Origin of the sequence: Croceicoccus sp. BE223 (assembly GCF_031457155.1) — a bacterium.
Lineage (GTDB): Bacteria > Pseudomonadota > Alphaproteobacteria > Sphingomonadales > Sphingomonadaceae > Croceicoccus.
Genome location: NZ_JAVDWB010000001.1, coordinates 357,281 through 378,347 on the forward strand (window position 1 = coordinate 357,281; position 21,067 = coordinate 378,347).

20 protein-coding genes are annotated in these 21,067 nt (G+C 66.8%); 12 read left to right on the forward strand and 8 right to left on the reverse strand.

Annotated elements, in window-relative coordinates; all coding sequences use genetic code 11:
• Positions 1-16: 16 nt before the first annotated feature.
• Entirely contained in the window at positions 17-991 is a 975-nt protein-coding gene (locus J2X37_RS01775; protein WP_310017082.1) for a quinone oxidoreductase, read from the reverse strand.
• A 217-nt stretch (positions 992-1,208) separates the two neighbouring features.
• Between J2X37_RS01775 and J2X37_RS01780 the strand changes: the two genes are divergently transcribed.
• The gene (locus J2X37_RS01780) at positions 1,209-1,514 is read left to right on the forward strand and encodes a DUF1330 domain-containing protein (protein WP_310017084.1); all 306 of its coding nucleotides are present in this window, start codon (positions 1,209-1,211) and stop codon (positions 1,512-1,514) included.
• A gap of 68 nt (positions 1,515-1,582) precedes the next feature.
• Complete coding sequence (locus J2X37_RS01785; RefSeq protein ID WP_310017086.1) at positions 1,583-2,620, forward strand: DUF1838 family protein; 1,038 nt, start codon at positions 1,583-1,585, stop codon at positions 2,618-2,620.
• 31 nt (positions 2,621-2,651) lie between these two features.
• Here the strand turns inward: J2X37_RS01785 and J2X37_RS01790 are convergent, their stop codons facing one another.
• Positions 2,652-3,473, reverse strand: a complete 822-nt coding sequence (locus tag J2X37_RS01790; RefSeq protein ID WP_310017088.1) for a lysozyme — start codon at positions 3,471-3,473, stop codon at positions 2,652-2,654.
• Positions 3,474-3,575: 102 nt separating this feature from the next.
• Positions 3,576-4,334 (reverse strand): HAD-IA family hydrolase, encoded by a 759-nt coding sequence (locus tag J2X37_RS01795; protein ID WP_310017089.1) that lies wholly within the window; start codon positions 4,332-4,334, stop codon positions 3,576-3,578.
• A gap of 94 nt (positions 4,335-4,428) precedes the next feature.
• On the opposite strand from J2X37_RS01795, the gene glmU reads away from it, so the two are divergent.
• The 6 genes from glmU (at position 4,429) to J2X37_RS01825 (ending at position 10,695) form a co-directional block, all read left to right on the forward strand.
• Positions 4,429-5,820 (forward strand): bifunctional UDP-N-acetylglucosamine diphosphorylase/glucosamine-1-phosphate N-acetyltransferase GlmU, encoded by a 1,392-nt coding sequence (glmU, locus tag J2X37_RS01800; protein WP_310017091.1) that lies wholly within the window; start codon positions 4,429-4,431, stop codon positions 5,818-5,820.
• The gene (locus tag J2X37_RS01805) at positions 5,817-6,128 is read left to right on the forward strand and encodes a hypothetical protein (protein ID WP_310017093.1); all 312 of its coding nucleotides are present in this window, start codon (positions 5,817-5,819) and stop codon (positions 6,126-6,128) included. The genes glmU and J2X37_RS01805 overlap by 4 nt, the downstream gene beginning before the upstream one ends.
• 24 nt (positions 6,129-6,152) lie before the next feature.
• Entirely contained in the window at positions 6,153-7,976 is a 1,824-nt protein-coding gene (glmS, locus tag J2X37_RS01810) for a glutamine--fructose-6-phosphate transaminase (isomerizing) (protein WP_310017095.1), read from the forward strand.
• 97 nt (positions 7,977-8,073) lie between these two features.
• The gene (locus tag J2X37_RS01815; protein WP_310018036.1) at positions 8,074-9,555 is read left to right on the forward strand and encodes a cytochrome ubiquinol oxidase subunit I; all 1,482 of its coding nucleotides are present in this window, start codon (positions 8,074-8,076) and stop codon (positions 9,553-9,555) included.
• Positions 9,555-10,550, forward strand: a complete 996-nt coding sequence (gene cydB, locus J2X37_RS01820; RefSeq protein ID WP_310017097.1) for a cytochrome d ubiquinol oxidase subunit II — start codon at positions 9,555-9,557, stop codon at positions 10,548-10,550. The genes J2X37_RS01815 and cydB overlap by 1 nt, the downstream gene beginning before the upstream one ends.
• A complete protein-coding gene (locus tag J2X37_RS01825) occupies positions 10,537-10,695 on the forward strand; it encodes a DUF2474 domain-containing protein (RefSeq protein WP_310017099.1) in 159 nt (52 codons plus the stop codon). The genes cydB and J2X37_RS01825 overlap by 14 nt, the downstream gene beginning before the upstream one ends.
• On the opposite strand, the gene J2X37_RS01830 is transcribed toward J2X37_RS01825, so the two are convergent.
• The 3 genes from J2X37_RS01830 to phhA all read right to left on the reverse strand — a co-directional run bounded on the left by J2X37_RS01830 (position 10,692) and on the right by phhA (position 13,678).
• Entirely contained in the window at positions 10,692-11,528 is an 837-nt protein-coding gene (locus tag J2X37_RS01830; RefSeq protein WP_310017101.1) for a mechanosensitive ion channel, read from the reverse strand. The two genes, J2X37_RS01825 and J2X37_RS01830, sit on opposite strands and share 4 nt — an antisense overlap.
• 177 nt (positions 11,529-11,705) lie before the next feature.
• Entirely contained in the window at positions 11,706-12,812 is a 1,107-nt protein-coding gene (hppD, locus tag J2X37_RS01835) for a 4-hydroxyphenylpyruvate dioxygenase (RefSeq protein ID WP_310017102.1), read from the reverse strand.
• Complete coding sequence (phhA, locus tag J2X37_RS01840; RefSeq protein ID WP_310017104.1) at positions 12,809-13,678, reverse strand: phenylalanine 4-monooxygenase; 870 nt, start codon at positions 13,676-13,678, stop codon at positions 12,809-12,811. The genes hppD and phhA overlap by 4 nt, the downstream gene beginning before the upstream one ends.
• A 123-nt stretch (positions 13,679-13,801) precedes the next feature.
• Here phhA and J2X37_RS01845 point away from each other — a divergent pair, with 123 nt between their 5' ends.
• Entirely contained in the window at positions 13,802-14,263 is a 462-nt protein-coding gene (locus J2X37_RS01845; RefSeq protein WP_310017106.1) for an Lrp/AsnC family transcriptional regulator, read from the forward strand.
• A gap of 18 nt (positions 14,264-14,281) precedes the next feature.
• Here J2X37_RS01845 and J2X37_RS01850 read toward each other — a convergent pair whose 3' ends face one another.
• Both J2X37_RS01850 and J2X37_RS01855 read right to left on the reverse strand, forming a co-directional pair.
• The gene (locus J2X37_RS01850; protein WP_310017108.1) at positions 14,282-15,892 is read right to left on the reverse strand and encodes a hypothetical protein; all 1,611 of its coding nucleotides are present in this window, start codon (positions 15,890-15,892) and stop codon (positions 14,282-14,284) included.
• 13 nt (positions 15,893-15,905) lie between these two features.
• Complete coding sequence (locus J2X37_RS01855) at positions 15,906-17,453, reverse strand: DUF4139 domain-containing protein (RefSeq protein WP_404979590.1); 1,548 nt, start codon at positions 17,451-17,453, stop codon at positions 15,906-15,908.
• A gap of 151 nt (positions 17,454-17,604) precedes the next feature.
• On the opposite strand from J2X37_RS01855, the gene J2X37_RS01860 reads away from it, so the two are divergent.
• The 3 genes from J2X37_RS01860 to J2X37_RS01870 all read left to right on the forward strand — a co-directional run bounded on the left by J2X37_RS01860 (position 17,605) and on the right by J2X37_RS01870 (position 21,066).
• Positions 17,605-18,186, forward strand: coding sequence for an ANTAR domain-containing protein (locus J2X37_RS01860; protein WP_310017110.1), 582 nt, complete (start codon positions 17,605-17,607; stop codon positions 18,184-18,186).
• Positions 18,183-19,382 (forward strand): ABC transporter substrate-binding protein, encoded by a 1,200-nt coding sequence (locus tag J2X37_RS01865; RefSeq protein WP_310017112.1) that lies wholly within the window; start codon positions 18,183-18,185, stop codon positions 19,380-19,382. Before J2X37_RS01860 ends, J2X37_RS01865 begins: the two co-directional genes overlap by 4 nt.
• A 235-nt stretch (positions 19,383-19,617) precedes the next feature.
• Positions 19,618-21,066: a CmpA/NrtA family ABC transporter substrate-binding protein gene (locus tag J2X37_RS01870; protein WP_310017114.1), complete on the forward strand. Its 1,449-nt coding sequence runs from the start codon at positions 19,618-19,620 to the stop codon at positions 21,064-21,066.
• The last annotated feature ends 1 nt before the right edge of the window (position 21,067 follow it).

The following is a 21,067-nucleotide window of genomic DNA, read 5'->3' on the forward strand; positions in this document are numbered from 1 at the left end:
CCCGAAGGACGTTGTCTCAGGGTTGCAGGATGGTCGACCCCATCGTGCCGCGCGCCTCAAGGTCGCGATGCGCCGCCGCCGCCTCGCGCAAGGAGTAACGTTGGCCGATCGGCACCGACAGCACGCCCTGTTCGATCAGCTGCCACAGGCGCCTGGCCCCGGCGGCCCTCTCCTCCGGCTCGGCGTAGTAGTGGTACAGCCCCGGGCGCGTGACGAAGAGCGAGCCGTGCGCCGACAGGGTGCCCAGCGCCACGTCGGTGACCGGCCCGCTGGCGTTGCCGAAGCTGACGATCAATCCGCGTCGGCGCACCGATTTGAGCGATGCTTCCCAGGTTGAGCGGCCGACACCGTCGAGCGAGACGTCGACCCCCGCACCATCGGTGATCGCCAGAACCGCTTCGGCCACGTCAACGCTGTCGTAGCGAACGACATGGTCGGCGCCCGCGTTGCTCGCGGCGTCGGCCTTTGCGGCGCTGGAGACGGTTCCGATGACGGTTGCGCCGATGTGCTTCAGCCACTGCACGAGCAACTGTCCCACCCCGCCCGCCGCGGCGTGGACCAGGACGGTCTGCCCGGCCTGCACCCGGGCGCAGCGTTCGATCAGGAATTCCGCCGTGCATCCCTTCAAAAGGGCAGCGGCGGCCACTTCGTCCGTGACGCCGCCGGAAAGCCTGAAGAGATCCTTGGCCGGATAGATGCGATGCGTCGCGTAAGTGCCCGGTGCGGGTCCGAACGTGGCGACACGCTCGCCCTCGGCGAAGCCCGATGCGGCGCCCGCCGCCACGACCCGCCCGGCCGCCTCCATGCCCAGACCGCTGGGCAACGCGGCCGGGTAGAGGCCGCTGCGGACGTAAGTGTCGATGAAGTTGAGGCCGATGGCGGTGTGTTCGACCAGCACCTGGTCCTCGCCCGGATCGGGCAGGTCGACGGTTTCCCATTCGATCGCGGAAGGGCCGCCGGTCTGGCGGAGCATGGCGCGGGTGGTCTGCATGGCGGTCTTCTCTTTTTGTGCGGTGGGCTTGTCGGGTCGGTTGTGCCGCAAAGTGCCTGTAGCCGGAAGCGGGCACTGCGGCGGGCCGTGCGTCGATCGGTGCCGACTGGCCGTGCATTCGCCTGTCGGATAAATCGGGCTTCGCCGCCCGCGGCGTCGCTGCGGACGGCACGATGTCGCCAAAGGCCTGACCCGCCCAATCTACGAGGAGCATTCCATGGCCGCCTGGCTGATCGTCACTGTCGTCCTGCATGACCGCGCCGCCTTCATGTCCGGCTATTCGCCAGCCGCGGCAAAGGTCGTCGAACGGTTCGGCGGTCGTTTCATCGTGCGTGGCGGCGGGACCGAGGTGCTGGAAGGCGACGGCGTGCCCGGATCGTCGCAGATCGTCATCGAGTTTCCCGATGCCGCGACAGCGCGCGCGTTCTGGGACGATCCCGAATATCGCGCAGCCAAGGCGCTTCGCGAGGGGGTGTGCGACATGTCGGTCGTTCTCGTCGCCGCGCCGCCGCCGGCGGCCTGAGAAGTCCCGACCCGATTCCCCCCGGTCCCGGCGGATCGACGACCCAAAGTCTCAAGGAGCGAGCGAAGATGTTTCTGGAAACGATGACCAGCGGGCTGTCCCGCCGCCGCGCCATAGGCGGCATGCTCGGCGCGGGCGCGCTGGGCGGGGCGATGGCGACAGGAATGGTGCCGACGGTCGCGGCGGCGGAGACGGGCAGCCGGCGTCCGCTCGACCTCGGCGATCCGCGCGAGCATCTCTACGCCTTTGCCAAGATGTGGGGCACGATCGGCGAGCGGCCGGTCATTTCCGCCTACCAGGGCGTGCAATACGCGGTAATCGGGCGCAATCGCGCCGTGCCGGTCTTTGGCCTCGTCGGGTTCGGCAATATCCGCAACGCGATCCAGCCCGATGGATCGGTGCGCGTGATGGGGCGCGAATGCGCGTTCTTCACCGATCTCGAAACCGGGCGGATCATCGATCACTGGGACAATCCCTGGACCGGCGAGCGGGTGCAGGTCTACGATTTCATCAACAATGATTTTCGCGGCACGCTCGGCCTCACGCGCAAGGTTTTCGAGGTCAACGGAAGCAAGACCGTCAACAACGACGGCATGGGGCAGAAGAAGGCGGCGCAGGGCGACGAGCCGTTCACGCTGCCGTGGCAGAAGATCGGCGACCAGTATCTCGTTGGCTGGGACTACAGCCACGAATACGTCAATCCGGTCACGCCGGAGGGGTGGCCCAAGGCGAGTTCCGGCGTCAGGGTAAACCCTTCCGAACACTTCGTGCTGTTCACGCCAGTCGCCGAGATCGAGGATCGCTCGGTGGTCTCGGCGCGCTACACCGGCGGGTTCATGCGGCAAAGTCCGTGGTGGCCGTGGATGAGGATGGGGCAGTCCGACGTGCGCGACGGCATCCTGACGGGCCGAATGCACACTTACAAGATCACCGGCACGATCGAGGACATCCCGCCGGTCGTCCTGGACCGGGTGAGGGTGGATCATCCCGAACTGCTCGAAGACCCGGTCGACGGTCCGGACATGGGCGTCGTCGATACATTCGGTCGCTATGCGCGCGACGTGCCGCCCGAGGTGGCGAGTTACGTAAAACCGGCGCCCAAGTAGCGCGCCGATTGCCGCGGGCAGTCCGGCAGGCTCATGCCGCGTTGCGAGGATCGGTGTAGACCGCGTCCTGGAAGATCTGCGCCCTCCGTCGGGAGCGGTAGATCAGGCCTTCCGCCGTCTGTCCGCGGGCGTGGGTGTAGGTCAGCTCCTCGGCGACCGAGTCGTAGTCGGCTTCGTCCAGCGCGGCATTGAGCCGAGGGCTGCGATCCAGCGAGACGTTGCCTTCGCCGACGTTGTAAACGAGATCGACCAGGGCATCGAATTCGTGCTGGTGGAGCGGCGTGTCGCCGGCCAGCCTGCGGACCGCCGCTTCGGCGAGCGCGACGTCCTCCTCGAAGAAGTCGAGGATCCGCTCGCGCGAGATGCGATCGCCCAGTGAAAGCCGGTCTTCCGCGCGGACGAGGTGGCCGATACCAACCGTGAGATAACCGGCGATGTCGCGATAGACGCGGGTGCGAACGCCCTCTTCCTCGATCATCGCCTCGCGCAACTCGTCGCTCGCGGTCAGTTGCCTGGCAGGGACCCGGCCGGTCATGTCCTCGAACGAGGGGCGGCCCGCCTGGTAAGCGGCGAGTTGTGCTTGCGCGACGGGGGTTGGCGGGACCATGCCCGATGTGCCAAAGCCCATGTTTGCCGCGGCGATGGCGAGGGCGGCGCGCTTGCGGCGATTGGCGCCCGGCTGGCGCGCCATGCGGCGGGCGTGCATCGCGCGGATCGTTTCGCCGATGCGCAGCTTGCGCTTTGCCGTCAGCGCGATGTCTTTGGCAAAGTCGTATTCCGGGACAGCCGCGTTCTCGAGCTGGCGGATGAGACTTCGCAGGTCTTCAGTATCGGACGTCGTCCGGGTGAGCATTCGGGCCTCCTTGGGCGTTGTGGCAACGACCCCGAAACCCTCATGTCCCCAACGGCAATCAGGTCGCCGCCGTTCCGCCATTCGCCGCAGTCACGGAGCGGCTCACAGGGCCGCGAGCGCGTCCCAGAGCGAATCGAAGTGATCGATCACGGCGTCTGCGCCAAGCTCCGCCACCGGCTGCGTGCGATAGCCGAAGCTGACCGCCACGCTCGGCTGGCCCGCCGCCCGCGCCGCGCCGGTGTCGTAGATCGAATCGCCGACGAACGCGGTCGGCCCGCCGCCGCAGCGCCGCTCCAGCTCGTGAAGCATGTCGGGGCGGGGCTTGGCATTGGCGGTTCCCAGCGTGTCGCCGCCGATGACGCAGGCGAAACGGTCGGCGATGCCCACTTCTTCGAGCAGGTGGACGGCGAGCGACTCCAGCTTGTTGGTCGCGACGCCCAGCGTGACGCCGGCTTCGGCCAGCCGGTCGAGCGCGGGCAGCAGGCCGGGGTAGGGCACTGTTTCGACCGCGATGTTGGCGCGGTAGTGATCGAGCAGCACATCGTAGAGCGGGTTCAGCGTGTCGTCGGGCATCCGGCCGCCGAACTTGCCCGCCAGCGCGCTCGCCAGCAGCCGCTTGGCGCCGCCGCCGATCATCGGGCGCACGTCCTCGTAAGGCAGGGCGGGCAGCCCCGCGACGCCCAGCGCGTGGTTCAGGGCACGGGCGATGTCGGGCGCGGTTTCGAGCAGCGTGCCGTCGAGATCGAAGCCCACCGCGCGAAAGCGGATCGACCCCGCCCCTTCGGCGGTGGTCCCGTCGGCGGGGGTGGCAATGGCGGAGGCGACGTTGTGGGACTGGTCCTGCATATCGTTGTGGGCCATGGCCCGGCGAACTGGAAAGCACAACGGAAAGCTGGCAAGGCACCGACACAAGCCTTCGGGCCAGCCCCTTCGTACCGTCACTTGCGGGAGCATCATGAAGAACGTCGCCACCGTCATCCTCGCCGCCGGCAAGGGATCGCGCCTGAAGAGCGGGCTGCACAAGGTGCTGCACCCGGTCGCGGGCCGGTCGATGATCCTCCACCTGCTAGACCAGGCGAACAGGCTGCAACCGGAAAAGACCGTGGTGATTGTCGGCGAATTCCGCGACCAGGTGCAGGCGGCGCTGGGGAACGATGTCGAATACGCGGTGCAGGAACCGCAGCTCGGCACCGGCCACGCGGTGCAGCAGGCCGAGGGCGCGCTGAAGGATTTCGCCGGCGACGTGCTGATCCTCTACGGCGACGTGCCCTTCGTCCGCGCCGACACCATGCGCGCGATGCTTGACAGGCTCCATGCCGACGATGCGCCCGCCGTCGTCGTGCTCGGCTTCCGCCCGGCCGATGCGCTGCGCTATGGCCGGGTCATCGCCGACAAGCACGGCCGGATCGAGAAGATGGTCGAGCACAAGGACGCGAACGAGGCCGAGCGCGCCTGCACGCTGTGCAATTCGGGCGTGATGGCGGTGAAGGGAAGCGAGCTCTTCGCGTTGCTGTCGCGCGTCGGCAACCGCAACGCGCAGGGCGAATACTACCTTACCGACATCGTCAACCTCGCCAACGAGGACGGGCGCACGTCTGCCGTCGTGGAGTGCGAGGATCCCAAGGAAGTCACCGGCGTCAACTCGCGCAGCGAACTGGCCGCCGCCGAACGGCAGTGGCAGGACCTGAAGCGCCAAGAGGCGATGGAGAACGGCGTCACGCTGAAGGCGCCCGAAACCGTGTTCTTCAGCTGGGACACCCAAATCGCGCCCGACGTGACGATCGAACAGAACGTCGTCTTCGGCCCCGGCGTGAAGGTCGCGACAGGTGCGACGATCCGCGCCTTCAGCCACCTGGAGGGCGCAACGGTGGGCGAGGGGTGCCAGGTCGGTCCCTTTGCGCGGCTGCGGCCCGGTGCGATCATGGGCAAGGGTTCGCGCGTCGGCAATTTCGTCGAGATGAAGAATGCCGCACTGGGCGAGGGGGCGAAGGCCAACCACCTGACCTACCTGGGCGATGCCAGCATCGGTGCAGGCGCGAACATCGGTGCGGGCACGATCACCTGCAACTACGACGGCTATTTCAAGCACCGGACCGAGATCGGCGAGCGCGCCTTCATCGGCTCGAACTCGTCCCTGATCGCCCCGGTGCGGATCGGCGCGGATGCCATCGTCGCAGCCGGAAGCGCGGTCAGCCGCGATGTCGCGGATGGCGAACTGCGCATGGTCCGGGCCGAACAGATGGTGAAGCCCGGCTGGGCCGACCGCTTCCACGACGCGATGAAGCGCAAGAAGGAGGCGGCGAAGGCCTCGGCCAAGGGTGACCGAACCGAAGAGGGCAAGGCATGAGCGGACGTTACGAAGGCAAGCCGTTCCTCAAGCTGGTCGATGCCTACATCATCGACGCGATCGGTCACATGGACCCGGCGACGGAGCTTGAACTGACGCTCATGGAAGCCGACATGCAGAAGCAGACCGGGTTGGACGGCGACTGGCGATCGATGGTCGAACAGCGCATGAAGTTTCCGCCCGGCATGGCCCGCGCGGTGCGCGAGGTCTGGGACAAGGGCCGGATCCGGTTCCTCGCCTCCACCGGGCGCGAACCCGATCCGCTCGAATTCACGATGCACTTCGTCGACAGCAAGTTCCCGCACTGAGCGGGCAGCAGGGAATACCGTTTCATGTGTGGCATTATCGGCATCGTCGGCAACGAGCCCGTGGCGCAGCGGCTGGTCGACGGCCTTAAGCGTATGGAATATCGCGGCTATGACAGCGCGGGCATCTGCACCATCGACGGCGGGCTGCTGGTCCGTCGCCGGGCCGAAGGCAAGCTGGCGAACCTCGTCACCGAACTTGCCGCGCATCCCGCGCCGGGCGAGGTCGGCATCGCGCATACCCGCTGGGCGACGCACGGCGCGCCGACCGAGGCGAATGCGCATCCGCATGCCACGGCAGAGGTGGCGCTGGTCCACAACGGCATCATCGAGAATTTCAAGCCGCTGCGCGACGAACTGGTCGCGGCGGGCCGCAAGTTCGAGAGCGAGACCGATACCGAGGTCGTCGTCCATCTCGTGTCGACCCTGATCGAACAGGGCGTCTCGCCCGAAGCGGCGATGCAGCAGGTGCTGCCGCGCCTGCGCGGTGCCTTCGCGCTTGCCGTCGCGTTTCGCCAGCATCCCGACATGCTGATCGGCGCGCGGCTCGGCTCGCCGCTGGTGGTCGGATACGGCGAGGGCGAGACCTACCTCGGCTCCGACGCGCTGGCGCTGGCGCCGCTGACGCAGCGGATCAGCTATCTCGAGGAAGGCGACTGGGTCGTCATCACCCGTGACGGCGCGCAGGTCTTCGACAAGGACAATGCCCCCGTCACCCGCGCGATCGTCCATTCGGGCGCGACCGCCGCCGCGATCGAGAAGGGTAACTATCACCACTTCATGCAGAAGGAGATCTTCGAGCAGCCGACCGTGGTGGCGCAGACCCTGCGCAGCTATGTCCGGCAGCTGGAGCGCACCGTCGCCCTGCCGCAGATCGATTTCGACCTTTCCGCCATCGACCGCGTGACCATCGTCGCCTGCGGCACCAGCTTCTATGCGGGGATGGTGGCCAAGTACTGGTTCGAGAAGTTCGCCCGCGTTCCGGTCGACATCGATGTGGCGAGCGAGTTCCGCTACCGCGATCCGGTGCTGCCCGCGGGCGGCCTTGCCCTGTTCATTTCGCAGAGCGGCGAGACCGCCGATACCTTGGCCGCGCTGCGCCATTGCAAGGCGGCGGGACAGACCATTGCGGTCGTCGTCAACGTGCCGACCAGTTCGATGGCGCGCGAGGCGGACCTCCTGCTGCCGACACACGCCGGGCCGGAGATCGGCGTTGCCAGCACCAAGGCCTTTACCTGCCAGCTCGCGGTGCTGGCCGCGCTGGCCGCGCACCTTGCGGTGAAGAAGGGGATGATGGACGCCGCCGAGGAACGCGCGGTGGTCGAACACCTGCTGGAGGCGCCGGCCTGCCTCAACGCCGCGCTCGATCACGACGAGGACATCAAGGGCATGGCCCACCTCATCGCCCCGGCGCGCGACGTGCTCTACCTCGGCCGCGGGCCGGATTATCCGCTCGCGCTGGAAGGCGCGCTCAAGCTCAAGGAAATCAGCTATATCCACGCCGAAGGCTATGCCAGCGGCGAGATGAAGCACGGTCCGATCGCGCTGATCGACGACAAGGTGCCGGTGATCGTGCTCGCCCCGTCGGGCCCGCTGTTCGAGAAGACCGTGTCGAACATGCAGGAAGTGCGCGCGCGCGGCGGCCAGATCGTGCTGATCAGCGACGCCGAAGGCATCGCCGAAGCGGGCGAGGGCTGCATCGCCACGATCGAGATGCCGAATGTCCATCCTTTGATCGCGCCGCTGGTCTACGCCGTTCCGGTGCAGCTGCTGGCCTACCACGTTGCCTGCGTCAAAGGCACCGACGTCGACCAGCCGCGCAACTTGGCGAAATCCGTCACTGTGGAGTGATCGCGTGGCGGTTGCGTTTCGTGCAACCGCGAAACCGGGATGCGCGCTTTTCCCCGCGCGGCAAAACCTCTAGTCCTCGGAAAATTCGAGGATGACGATGTTCGACGGTCTCGATGCCCTGTTGCTGGCCCGCATACAGTTCGCCTTCACGGTCAGCTTCCACTTCATATTCCCGGCCTTCTCGATCGGGTTGGCCAGCTACCTCATGGTGCTCGAAGGGTTGTGGCTGAAGACGGGTAAGGCGCTCTACCTCGCCCTGTTCCGCTACTGGCTCAAGATCTTCGCCGTCGCCTTTGCGATGGGCGTCGTTTCGGGCATCGTCATGTCCTACCAGTTCGGCACCAACTGGGCGGTGTTCTCGGACAAGGCCGGGCCGGTGATCGGGCCGCTGATGGCCTACGAGGTGCTGACGGCCTTTTTCCTGGAGGCCGGTTTCCTCGGCGTCATGCTGTTCGGCATGGAGAAAGTGGGCCGGCGCATTCACTTCGCCGCGACCTGCATGGTGGCGCTGGGCACTTTCATCTCGGCCTTCTGGATCCTTTCGGTTAATAGCTGGATGCAAACGCCGACGGGCTTCCTGATCGGCGAGAACGGCCAGTTTCTGCCCGGCCCGTCGTGGTGGGCGATCGTGTTCAATCCCAGCTTTCCCTATCGCCTCGCACACACCGTCATCGCCGCCTACCTGACGACCGCGCTGGCGGTGGGCGGTGTCGGGGCGTGGCACCTGCTGCGCGACCGGACGAATGCGCACGCGCGCAAGATGTTCTCGATGGCGATGTGGATGGCCGCGCTGGTCGCGCCGGTGCAGATCTTCGCCGGCGACGCGCACGGCCTCAACACGCTGGAGCATCAGCCCGCCAAGGTGATGGCGATGGAGGGGCATTACGAAAGCCACCCTAACGGCGCGCCGCTGATCCTGTTCGGCATTCCCGACAGCACCGAGGGCCGCGTCAGGTGCGCGCTGCAGATTCCGAAGCTCTCCTCGCTCATCCTCAAGCACGATCCCGACGCGCCGCTCGCCGGTCTGGACACCATTCCGGAAGAGGACCGGCCGCCGGTGGGTGTCGTGTTCTGGTCGTTCCGGGTCATGGTCGGCATCGGTTTCGCGATGCTGGGGCTGGGGCTGTGGAGCCTTTTCGCGCGCTGGCGGGGCCGGCTCTACGACTGGCCCTTGCTGCACCGGGCGGCCATCGTGATGGGGCCGTCCGGCTTCGTTGCGGTGATCGCCGGGTGGATCACGACCGAGGTGGGCCGCCAGCCGTTCACGATCTACGGCTTGCTGCGCACCTCGCAAAGCGCCAGCCCGCTCGATGCCCCGGCGGTCGCGGCGTCGCTGCTGGCCTTTGTCGTCATCTACTTCGCGGTGTTCGGCATGGGCGTCTGGTACATCCTCCACCTGATGCACAAGCCGCCGCATCCGCACGAAGGCGACGTGAAGGACGACATGGACGGTCCGATCCGCACCGCCGGCATCACGCCCGGGCCGACGCAGAATCCCGGCCAGGCGGAACGCCTGCCCGACAGCGATCCGACCGATGGCGGGCCGACGGCGCGCGGCGTGGGCAAGGGAGACCGCTGATGGACCTGACCGTGCTCTGGGCGGGGATCATCGCCTTCGCCATCTTCGCATACGTGGTGATGGACGGGTTCGACCTCGGCATCGGGGTGCTGTTCCCGACGTTCAAGGTCGGCCCCGAACGGGACATGGCGATGAATTCCATCGCCCCGGTGTGGGACGGGAACGAGACCTGGCTGGTGCTGGGCGGCGGCGGGTTGTTCGCGGCCTTTCCGCTGGCCTACGCGGTGCTGCTGCCCGCAACTTATCCGCTGGTCATCGCGATGCTGCTTGGCCTCGTCTTTCGCGGCGTCGCCTTCGAGTTTCGCTGGCGTGACCCGGCGCACCGGGCCTTCTGGGACTTCGCTTTCGCGGGAGGATCGCTGGTCGCCGCCATGGCGCAGGGGATGATCCTGGGCGCGCTGCTGCAGGGGGTGGAGGTGTCGGGCCGCGAATATGCCGGTTCGTGGTTCGACTGGCTGACGCCCTACACGTTGCTGACCGGCATCGGCACGACGGCGGGCTATGCGCTGCTGGGCGCGACCTGGCTGGTCTGGAAGCTGGAAGGCCCGGCGCAGGACCATGCCTACAAGTTGGCCTTCCGCGCCATGCTGGCGACCGGAGCGCTCATGGTCGCGGTCTCGCTTTACAACCTGTTCCTGCGGCCCGAGTACCGGGGCCGCTGGCTGGGCGCGCCGGAAATCGCCTATACCTGGCCGATCCCGCTGCTGACCGCGCTGGCCGGGGTGTTGCTATGGCGCGGCCTTGCCAGGCGCAGCGAGCTCGCGCCCTTCCTGCTCAGCCTGCTGCTGTTCCTGCTCGGCATGGCGGGGCTTGGCCTGACGATGTGGCCCGATATCGTGCCGCCGAGCCTGACGATCTGGGATGCCGCCGCCCCCGAACGCAGCCAGCAGTTCATGCTGGTCGGCTTTGCCCTGACGATGCCGCTGATCGTCGCCTATACCGGATGGGCCTACTACGTCTTTCGCGGCAAGGTCGGCGCGCATGGCTACCACTGAGGATCATCGGCGTCGCCGGCCGGGCGAGCGCGGCGATGCGCGGCCGCTGTGGCAGCGGCTGGGCTGGCTGGCGGTCATCTGGGCACTCAGCATAACGGTGCTGGGCGCGCTGGCCGCCGTGCTCCGGTGGTGGATCGCGCCCTAGGTTCGGGCGTCAGCTTCTCCGCGCGCGGCGATCGGCACCGGCTCCTTGAAGGTGTGGGTCACGTAGGGGAAGGGTATCTCGATCTCCGCCTCGTCCAGCGCGCGCTTGATCCGGCGCAGGATGTCGTCGCGCACCGCGAACATGTCGCGCGGCGTGCTGCCCGACCACCAGCGCACCATGAAATCGACCGAGCTGGCACCGAATTCCTTGACGTAGATGTCGACGGGGTGATCGTCGGGCAGGTCCTCCTGCCCTTCCAGGGCCCGGCGCATGACGTCGGTCGCGTGGTCGAGATCGGTGTCGTAAGCGACGCCCACGGTCACTTCCCAGCGGCGGATCGGCTGTTCGGTCATGATCCTGACCGGATTCTTGAACAGCATCGAATTGGGGCAGACGGTCAGTTCGCCGGTCAGCTGGCGAATATGCGTTTCGCGCAGGGAGATATGCTCGACCTTGCCGATGATCCCCTCGACCTCGATCGTGTCGCCGATCTCCATCTTGTCGCGCAGCATGATCAGCACGCCGGCCAGGAAATTCTCGAAGATGTCCTGGAACGCGAAGCCGATGGCCACGGTGCCGACGCCAAGCCCGGCGATCAGGCTGCCCGGTTCCAGCCCCGGCAACACGATGGTCAGCGCGATCATGATGCCGATCAGCCAGATCGTCAGCTTCACCAGCGTTTCCACCAGCGCCTGCAGGCTGACGCGCAGCCGGGTGCGGCCGGTGATCATGTCGGCGATGCGGGTGGTGAATTTCGCGACCAGCCAGGTGATGATCAGCACCACCAGCGCGATCACGAAATTGGGCAGGGCCTTGATGAAGCCGGTGCCCATCGACTGGACCTGTTCTTCGAGAATGGAAACGACGTCGAGTACGGACAGGATGGGGCTTCTCCGGCAGTGGATGGATGGAGGCGTTCTAGGCGTCCCGGCGCGGCCGCGTCAAATGACACCCCCGTATCATCGTGTCGCGAACCGCGCCGGGCGCCCCTCCCTGTCCTGTCGCGCGGTTCAGGCCGGCTGGTCGGCCGCCAGCACGCCGCGGCGCACCTGGTCGCGCTCCATGCTCTCGAACAGCGCCTTGAAGTTGCCTTCGCCGAAACCTTCGTCGCCGCGCCGCTGGATGAACTCGAAGAAGACCGGTCCCACTTGCGCCTCGGCAAAGATCTGGAGGAGGAGGCGGGGCTGGCCGCCTTCCGGGACTTCGGCGGTCGTTCCGTCGAGCAGGATGCCGCGCTTGCGCAGTTCCTCGACCGGTTCGCCGTGACCGGGCAGGCGCTCTGCCAGCATCTCGTAATAGGTCGCGGGCGGGGCGGTCATGAACGGCACGCCCGCCGCCTTCAGCCGGTCCCACGTCGCGACGAGATCGTCGCAGATGAACGCGATGTGCTGGATGCCCTCGCCGTTGTAGGCGCGCAGGAACTCGTCGATCTGGCCGCCGCCCGATTTTCCCTCTTCGTTCAGTGGGATGCGGATCTTGCCGTCGGGCGCGGTCAGCGCCTTGCTGGTGAGGCCGGTGTATTCGCCCTTGATGTCGAAATAGCGGATCTCGCGGAAGTTGAAGAGCGTCTCGTAATAGTCGGCCCAGTAGGCCATCCGCCCGCCATAGACGTTGTGGGTCAGGTGATCGATCCGCGCCAGCCCCGCGCCGACCGGGCGGCGGTCGACGCCGGGCAGGTATTCGAAGTCGATGTCGTAGATGCTCATCCCCCCGTTTCCGTCGTCGTAACGGTCGGTCAGGTAGATGATCGCGTTGCCGATGCCGCGGATGGCGGGAATGCGCAGCTCCATCGGGCCGGTGTGGGTCTCCACCGGTTCTGCCCCGCGGGCGAGCAGTTCGGCATAGGCGTGGTGCGCGTCCCTCACCCGGAACCCCATGCCGCAGGCCGAGGGGCCGTGTTCGCGGCTGAAGTACCAGGCCGCGCTCTTCGGCTCGAAATTGGTGACGAGGTTGATGTCGCCCTGCCGCCACAGCTCCACGTCCTTCGACCGGTGCCGCGCGACGCGGGTGAAGCCCATGGCCGCAAAGACCGGTTCGAGCACGCCCTTTTCGGGCGCGGAGAATTCCACGAATTCGAACCCGTCGAGGCCGATGGGGTTGTCGAAAAGATCGGTCATTCGGGTTTCTCCGCAAGCTTGCCGCGCCACGGGCGTTCCCCGTCCATCAGGGTGCCGGGCGCGATCGGCGCCTTGTCGCGCCATGTTTCGTAGATCGGTCCGAAATCGAGTTCGACGAGATCGGTGATGAGCTGCTCCATGCTCTCGAGCACGAAGTAGTTGGGCTGGAAATCGTCGATCCGGTAGGCGGTGTTCATCACCCGCACCGGTTCGAAACGCAGCCGCAAGACATCGGGATCGGTGACCGAGAAAACCGTCTCCGCCGCGCTCGACACGATGCCCGCGCCGAACGCCTTCAGCCCTTTTGGCGTCGCGATCAGGCCGAATTCGATGGTGTACCAGTAGATCCGCGCCAGCATCGGCAGCGCGTCCATCGCGATTGCCCGCGCCCCCGCCTTCCCATACAGTTCGAGGAAGTCGGCGACGTGCGGATCGAGCAGCATCGGCACGTGGCCGAAGAAGTCGTGGAAAATGTCGGGTTCGACCAGATAGTCGAGCTCGCTTTCCTCGCGGATCCAGCGGGTCACCGGGAAGCGCCGGTTGGCGAGATGCTCGAAGAACACCTCGTCGGGAATGAAGCCGGGCACCGCAACCAGTTGCCAGCGGGTCGCATGGCCCAGCACCATGTTGGCATATTCGAAGCGCGGGACGCCATACGAACAGTCCAGCCGGTGCAGCCCTTCGAGGAACTGCGGCGCGGCGTAGCGTTCGGCCAGTTCGCTCTGCCGCCGGTAGAGCCGCCGCCAGCGGTCGTGCATCTCGGGCGTGTAGGCGTCCCAGTCCTGCGCGATGGTGAAATCGCGCCCCGCCTGCGAATAATCGCCCCGCAGTTCGCTGTCGCTGTTCGCGGCCCCCGGCTTTTTCATCTCGCCCTTTCGTCTTTGCGGGCACAATACCATCGTCGGGAACGAATGTCCGTGCTAAGACATGCGCGTTTTCGGCGTTCGGCGCAGGTTTCCGCCAACCATGCGACCTGGGGGAGTGATTTCGTGCCGCTGGACAGTTTTGACCGTCGCATCATCGCCGCTTTGCAGGAAGACGCGCGGATGACCGTAGCGCAGATCGCCGAGCGGGTGTCGCTATCGGCAACGCCGGTCAGCCGCCGCCTTCGCAAGCTGGAGGAGGACGGAGTCATCACCGGCTATTCGCCGCGGCTCGATGCGAAGAAGCTGGGCCTGCCGCTCGACGCCTATATCGCCATCAACCTGCAGGCGCACAGCGACGAGATCATCGACCGGTTCGAGGGGGAGATCAAGACCAATCCCTACGTCATCGCCTGCCATGCGGTGACAGGCGAGATGGACTACCTGCTCCATGTCATCGCGCGGGACATGGAGCACCTGTCGCAGATCACGCTCAAGACGCTGGTCCGCATTCCCGGCGTGCGCGACGTGAAGTCGATCGTGGTGCTGGCCGACGTCAAGAAATCGCCCGCGATCCCGGTCGAATGATCCGGTCCGGTCGAACGATCAACCAGTGAAGGCGACGGTCCAGCGCAGCGTCTTCGTCGATCCCGCGGGCAGCCGAACCCGGATGACGCGATAGCCGTTCTGCAGCGCGGTCTTGCCGGTCCTTGCGAACGACCATTCCGCCGGAGTGCCGATGCGCAGTTCGACATCGGCGGCATGCGACGAGGGGTTGGTCAAGGTTGCGCGCATCGCATGGGGCTTGCGGTCGTAGAGGTCGAAAGGCGCATCGCCCGCCCTGTCCACCTTGCAGCTTGCCAGCACCTGCGACGTATCGGCCATCGCGATCTCGACTTCCTCGCCGATCGCGAAGTCGCGCATCCGGTCCTCGCCCAGCAACAACGGGCCGTAGGCGCTCGGCTCGAACACCGTGACCCCGCCCGCAGGCAGCGCGCGGCCAAGGCCGTTCCACTCCTCGTTGCGGGTGCGCAGGATCAGGCGGGCCGGCGCCGTCTCCGACACTTCGCCCGGCCCGCACGACGCGATATGGACCAGCGAACCGGACACGTCGTCCAGCATGAGAAAAGCTACTTGTTTCTGCGATTTCGCGGCGACGTCGACCGGCATGGGCACGCGGTAGAGCTTCAGGTCGCCCAGCTCTTCCTCCGACGCCAGGACCGCCTTTTCCATGACCGCAGAGCGCGCTGCGCCGGTGACGATGATCGCCTCGTCCGCCATGGCCATCGAGGCTTGCGGCAGCGGGGGCGGCGGAGGCGGCGGGGGCGGGGCGCCAAAGCGAGGGTCGCTGCCCATCGAGGTGTTGCCCAGCGGGTAGCAGGTCAGGCGCAGCGGCTCGCCGCGCGGGGGTTCGGCCATGCCGCGATAGTCGCTGGTGACCTCCAGCTTGCCCGCGACGGCGAGCAGTTCGGCATCGGCGAAGCTCTGCCCGTTGGCATTGGCGACGGTGAGCCACGCTTCCAGCGCCAGCTTGCGCTTCGGCTCCAGCCCGGCCTTGGCGAAAGTCGCGACATAGTGCGCGTTCCAGTCGAAACCGGAAGCGAGGTAGGTGAGGGTGACGCGGTAGGTGCCGCCCGTATCGCTCGCGCTGTCGACCGAATAGACCGGGTTGGGCGAAAGGCCATCGGGCACCCGGTCGAAGCTCAGCCTTTCGGGCAGGCCCGCGCAACGCACCGCCTCGTAACCGGCGCCGGTCTGCAGCACGAGGCCGCCGTCGGCACGGGTTCGCACGATCGCGCTCTCGCTCACCTGCGCGCCGGTGGCCGGACTGGTGCGGGTGATCGTGACGCGGTTGCCCAGCGTGCCGTCGACCAGCGCGGCGGGCGACAGGATCGCGGCGTTGCGGTTCTTCTCGATCGTGCCGCCGGGCAGGCCCGTCACGATGGCACTGACCGCGACCATGCTTTCGGCCACGTTGTCGAAGCGGATCGTGCTCTCGCCCGGCGGCAGGGTGACGGTGCGCGTTTCGGAGACCAGTGCAAAGCCGTTCAGCCAGTCGAGCGTCATCGACCGGTCGTCGCGAGTTGGATCGCGATAGACGGTGACCGAAACCGTCTCCGGCGCGGAAGCGATCACGACGTCGCGCGCCGCCGCCGTTCCGGACAGCGCCGCGATCGGGGCCGCGATCAGGGCCAGATGGGATGCGCGAGGCCGCATTATGCGCCCCGGATCAGTAGCGCGCTTCGTAGGTGACGTTGAGGTCGACCGTGCCGTTCGCCGGCACCGGCACCGTCCAGCGCCGCCGGTCGATCCCGTCCTGTTCGCCCCTGATGCTTTCGGAAACGACGCGGAAATCGCGCGTGGCAAGGCCCTGGTCCAGCCCGGCCTGCGTCACGTCCACTTCCACCGGCACCGGGCGGGCGTTGGTCACGCGATAGCGCATGGCGGTGCGGTAGAAGGTCTGCGCGCGCTGCACCTCGATCTCGTCGACCCGGCCGCCGCGGATGACCCGGTATTTTTCCGACCGCACGAATTCCTCCGAATCGATCTTCTCGCGGCTTACCAGCGTCGATTCGATGGCCACATCGAAGGCGTCGCCGGTGCGCAGGGTCAGGCGGGTGCCCATCGGCGTGTGGCCGATGGTGTTTTCGCCGATGAACTGCGGCGTGCCGCGCGCGTCGCGCTGGTAGAAACGGACCGTGCCTGCCGGAAGCGCATCGCCCAGCCCGCCATCGCGCGAGGAGGAAAAGGCGATGACGCTCGACGCCTTCACCGGCTGCTCGTCGTTCTGCAGCCAGCCGAGCGTGCGTGAATAGACCTTGCGCGCCGCCGCGCCCGCGGTGTCAAGGAAGCTGACCTGCTTGGTCTGCGCGTTGGCGATCGTGGTGCGCGCGGCAAGAGGATAGAGGTAGAAATCGCCCAGCCAGTCCCGGTTTGCGCTTTCGGTGCCGATCTGCGCGACGTCGCCGTAACCGGGAGGCGGCGGAGGCGGCGGTGCGGGGCGATAGCCGCGATAGGGCTGGGGATAGGAGTTGCCTTGGTCGCTGCCCGGGCTGCCCGCCACCAGCAATGTCCTGGCATCGTCGAAGGTCGTGCCGGTGTTGTTGGTCAACGTGACCCACCCCTGCATGTCAACGGTGCCCTTCGCCTCGTCGTACAGCGCGACATAGTCGGCCACCCAGCCGAGGCCGGGGGTCAGGTAGCGCAGCGAGACCGGGCGCGTTCCGCCCCGCGCGGAATCGACCGTCACCGAAAGGGTCGGGCGGGCCCGGAGGTTTTCGGGCACCCGGTCGAAGATGGCACGCACCGGTAGGCCGTCGTCGCGCAGCACCTCGATCCGCTCGCCGATCTGGACCACGACGCCGCCTGCCGTGGACAGCACCTTGGCCCGCTCGCGCGTTTCGGCACCGGTGGCGGGATTGGTGCGGATGAGGGTTATCGTCTCGCCGACCGCCTTTTCCATCAGCTTGCCCGGCGTCAGCAGGTCGAAGTCGAAGTTCTGCTCGACCACGCCGGTGCCCTCGGCGACGAAGCTCAGCGTCTCGGGCCGGATCTGGCTCGACACGTCGGGAAACTCGATCCGGCTGCGCCCTTGGCCGATGGCGATCTGGCGCACGTCCTGCACCAGCGCCTGCCCGTTGTTATAGATGGTGACCGACACGTCGCCCTGCTGGCTGCGACCGGTGGGATCCTGCCCGGCATCCTGCGCGAACAGGGGGCCGACCGCCATCGGAGCGACGAGAGCGGCAGAGCCGCCGAACAACACTGCGGCGATCATCCCGCGACCAGAATTGCCTGCCATCTCAACTCCCCACGATTTGGCGCAGTTCATGCACGTTTCGGCGACAGGAATGCCGAGGGCAAGCTGGCTGGCGGCTGAACGGCAAAGCGCTCTTGCAAGCGCGAAGATCGTGCTGCATTGCACAACGATGCGAATTGCCATCGTCGACGAAAGTGCGGCCCGGGCCGCGATAATCCAGGAGGGACTGGCTGACGTCGACGATTGCGAAACGGTCGTGATCACCGATCGCAAGGGGCTGATCGCCGCCATCGCCGCGTTCGGCCCGGACATCGTCCTGATGGACCTCGGCAACCCGTCGCGCGACGTGCTCGAGGAATATTTCGTGGTCAGTCGCGCGCTGGCCAAGCCCATTGCCATGTTCGTCGACGAATCGGACGAGGAATCGATCGCGGCCAGCGTCGATGCCGGCGTCTCGGCCTATGTCGTCGACGGCTTCGCCAAGAACCGGATCAAACCGCTCCTCGACCTTGCGGTGAGGCGCTTCAACGCCTTTTCCAGGCTGGAAAGTGACCTTGCCGAAGCGCGCGGACAATTGGCCGAACGGGCCAATATCGACAAGGCCAAGCGGCTGCTGATGAACAGCCGTGGACTGAGCGAGCCGGAGGCCTACAAGGAACTGCGCAGCCAGGCCATGCGGTCGAGCAAGCGCATCGCCGACGTGGCCGAGGCGCTGTTGATGGCAGAGGAATTGCTGGGAGGCGGACGGTGAGCGAGCGGCTGAAGATCGGGTTTCTGCCGCTGGTCGACGCGGCGCTGCCGATCCTTGCACACGAACACGGCTTCGCCGCCGAGCAAGGCCTGGCGCTCGAATTCGTGCGCGACCTCAGCTGGGCAACGGTGCTCGACCGGCTGCTCTACGGCCATAGCGATGCCGCTCACATGCTGGCCCCGCTGGCCATTGCGACGACGCTGGGTATCGGCCGGCCCGCCCGTTCGCTGTCGGTGCCCTTCGTCCTCGGCCTCAACGGCAATGCCATCACCGTGTCGAACGCGCTGGCCGACCGCATCCAGCCCGAAGCGGGGCTCGGCAATGCGGTCGATGTCGGCGCGCGGTTGAAGACGGCGGTCGCCGGGCACGGGCGCAAACCGCGCTTCGGCGTGGTCCACCGCCATTCCAGCCACAACTACATGCTGCGCTACTGGCTGGCCGCCTGCGGCGTGCAGCCCGATCGCGATGTCGAGATCGTCACCATCGCCCCCCCGTTCGCCGCCGACGCGCTGGCGGCGGAAGAGATCGACGGCATCTGCGTGGGCGAGCCGTGGAGCTCGGTCGCGGTGGAGCGGGGGGCGGGGCGGATCGTCCTTACCACCGCGCAGATCTGGCGGCGCGGGGTGGAAAAGGTGCTGGCGGTGCCGACCGCGCGACTCGAAGAGAAGCGCGGCGCAATCGAGAGGCTGGTCATCGCGATGCGCAAGGCGGGCGAGCATTTCGTCGATCCCGCGAACTGGGAAACCAACGCCGCGATCCTGGCCCGGACCGAATATGTCGGCGCCGATCCGGCGCTGATCCTTCGCGCGATATCCGACCGGCTGCGGCTGGTGCAGGGCGGCGCGCTGGTCCACTTCCCCGATTTCATGTTCCAGTACCGGGAGGCGGCGAACTTCCCTTGGGTCAGCCAGGCGGCGTGGCTCTACGCGCAGATGGTCCGCTGGGAAGGCATGGGGTTCGATCCCGACGCGGCGCGCACGGCGATGGGGGTGTTCCGGCCCGACGTCTACCGCGCGGCGCTGACCGGCCGCAATTCGCCGCTGCCCGGTGCCAGTTCCAAGGTGGAGGGCGGGATTGGCATGCCGCTCGGCGTCGGGGCGGCGCAAGGTACGTTGGTCATGTCGCCCGACCGCTTCTTCGACGGGAAAACCTTCGATCCCGAACGGCTTGAGGACTATCTGGCCAGCCTGCCCTGAGCTTTTTGTGCTGCGGTGCAAAAAAGCGCTTTACGCAGGTGCAACGAATCGCTTAATCAAAAGGGGCAGCGAGACCGGTTCGCCGACCAAGGACGGGCGGCCCACAGAACCTCTCGCAGCCCGATTTTAGACAGACACTGCGTGGCAACGATGCCGCCCGATATCCACCCGGATGGCCGGGCAGGGTTCGTGGCGGCTTTTTTCGTTTTCGCGCCAGACGGGGAACGACAAGGCGATGAGCACCAGGGGTTTCGACGGGGTTTCGTTCAGGCGGACCGGTTTCGCTCGCAGGGGCGTGATCGTCGCCATGCTCGCTTCGGCGGCGCTCGCCGGTTGCGGTTCGGGCCACAAGGACGGCACCGCCCCCGACGGCGCGGTGCAGGCGGCCAATGTCGACGGCTCGATCGAGAAGCCGAACCTGAAGCTGGGCTTCATCAAGCTGACCGACATGGCCCCGCTCGCCATCGCCAAGGAAAAGGGCTTCTTCGCCGAGGAGGGCCTCAACGTCACGCTCGAGCCCCAGGCGAACTGGAAGGTCCTGCTCGACGGCGTGATCGGCGGACAGCTCGACGCCGCGCACATGCTGGCCGGCCAGCCGATCGCCGCCACCATCGGCTACGGCACCAAGGCCGACCTGATCGCGCCGATGAGCCTCGACCTCAACGGCAACGCGATCACCGTCTCGAACAAGGTCTGGGCCGAGATCAAGCCGACGCTGCCGATGGAGGGCGGCAAGGTCAGGCACCCGATCAGCGCCAGTGTGCTGAAGCCGGTGGTCGCCAAGTGGCAGTCGCAGGGCAAGTCGTTCAAGATGGGCATGGTCTTCCCGGTCTCGACCCACAATTACGAGCTGCGCTACTGGCTTGCCGCGGGCGGGCTGAACCCCGGCTACTATACCGAGGGCGACGTAGCCGGGACGGTCGGCGCCGACGTGCAGCTTTCGGTCACTCCGCCGCCGCAGATGCCTGCGACGATGGAAGCGGGCACCATCGACGGCTATTGCGTGGGCGAACCGTGGAACCAGGCCGCGGTGCAGAAGAAGATCGGCGTGCCGATCATCACCGACAACGAGATCTGGAACGACAACCCTGAAAAGGTGCTCGGCCTGAGGAAGGACTTCGCCGAGAAGAACCCCGCGACCACCGCCGCCCTGATCCGCGCGATCATCAAGGCGCAGCAGTGGCTCGATGCCGAAGGCGGCAAGAATCGGGCCGAAGCGGTGAAGATCCTGGCCCAGTCGAACTACGTCGGCGCCGACGCGGCGGTGATCGCCGCCTCGATGACCGGCAAGTTCACGTTCGAGCCGGGCGACACCCGCGACGCGGCTGGCTTCAACATCTTCTTCGACAAGTACGCCGGTTATCCGTTCTATTCCGACGCGGTCTGGTACCTGACGCAGATGCGCCGCTGGGGCCAGATCCCGGCAGACCACGACGACCAGTGGTATTTCGACCGCGCCAAGGCTGTCTATCGCCCCGACCTTTACCTCGCCGCCGCGAAGAAGCTGGTCGACGCCGGGACGATCCCTGCCGCCGCGGTGCCCGAAACAGATGGCTTCCGCCCCGCGCAGAGCGGGTTCATCGACGGCGTCACTTACGACGGCAAGCAGCCCAACGCCTATCTCGCCAAGTTCGCCATCGGCCTGAAGCAGGGCCAGACGGTGACCGCGGCTGGCGTCAAGTAAC

What these genes read in the sequence shown, in the direction of transcription:
- J2X37_RS01850 (WP_310017108.1), bottom strand. Translation starts at nt 15,892, where the DNA reads ATGCGGCCTCGCGCATCCCATCTGGCCCTGATCGCGGCCCCGATCGCG.
- J2X37_RS01855 (WP_404979590.1), bottom strand. Translation starts at nt 17,453, where the DNA reads ATGATCGCCGCAGTGTTGTTCGGCGGCTCTGCCGCTCTCGTCGCTCCG.
- phhA (WP_310017104.1), bottom strand. Translation starts at nt 13,678, where the DNA reads ATGAAAAAGCCGGGGGCCGCGAACAGCGACAGCGAACTGCGGGGCGAT.
- J2X37_RS01825 (WP_310017099.1), top strand. Translation starts at nt 10,537, where the DNA reads ATGGCTACCACTGAGGATCATCGGCGTCGCCGGCCGGGCGAGCGCGGC.
- J2X37_RS01870 (WP_310017114.1), top strand. Translation starts at nt 19,618, where the DNA reads ATGAGCACCAGGGGTTTCGACGGGGTTTCGTTCAGGCGGACCGGTTTC.
- glmU (WP_310017091.1), top strand. Translation starts at nt 4,429, where the DNA reads ATGAAGAACGTCGCCACCGTCATCCTCGCCGCCGGCAAGGGATCGCGC.
- J2X37_RS01860 (WP_310017110.1), top strand. Translation starts at nt 17,605, where the DNA reads ATGCGAATTGCCATCGTCGACGAAAGTGCGGCCCGGGCCGCGATAATC.
- J2X37_RS01790 (WP_310017088.1), bottom strand. Translation starts at nt 3,473, where the DNA reads ATGCTCACCCGGACGACGTCCGATACTGAAGACCTGCGAAGTCTCATC.
- J2X37_RS01775 (WP_310017082.1), bottom strand. Translation starts at nt 991, where the DNA reads ATGCAGACCACCCGCGCCATGCTCCGCCAGACCGGCGGCCCTTCCGCG.
- J2X37_RS01830 (WP_310017101.1), bottom strand. Translation starts at nt 11,528, where the DNA reads ATGGGCACCGGCTTCATCAAGGCCCTGCCCAATTTCGTGATCGCGCTG.
- J2X37_RS01795 (WP_310017089.1), bottom strand. Translation starts at nt 4,334, where the DNA reads ATGGCCCACAACGATATGCAGGACCAGTCCCACAACGTCGCCTCCGCC.
- J2X37_RS01780 (WP_310017084.1), top strand. Translation starts at nt 1,209, where the DNA reads ATGGCCGCCTGGCTGATCGTCACTGTCGTCCTGCATGACCGCGCCGCC.
- J2X37_RS01785 (WP_310017086.1), top strand. Translation starts at nt 1,583, where the DNA reads ATGTTTCTGGAAACGATGACCAGCGGGCTGTCCCGCCGCCGCGCCATA.
- hppD (WP_310017102.1), bottom strand. Translation starts at nt 12,812, where the DNA reads ATGACCGATCTTTTCGACAACCCCATCGGCCTCGACGGGTTCGAATTC.
- J2X37_RS01815 (WP_310018036.1), top strand. Translation starts at nt 8,074, where the DNA reads ATGTTCGACGGTCTCGATGCCCTGTTGCTGGCCCGCATACAGTTCGCC.
- glmS (WP_310017095.1), top strand. Translation starts at nt 6,153, where the DNA reads ATGTGTGGCATTATCGGCATCGTCGGCAACGAGCCCGTGGCGCAGCGG.
- J2X37_RS01805 (WP_310017093.1), top strand. Translation starts at nt 5,817, where the DNA reads ATGAGCGGACGTTACGAAGGCAAGCCGTTCCTCAAGCTGGTCGATGCC.
- cydB (WP_310017097.1), top strand. Translation starts at nt 9,555, where the DNA reads ATGGACCTGACCGTGCTCTGGGCGGGGATCATCGCCTTCGCCATCTTC.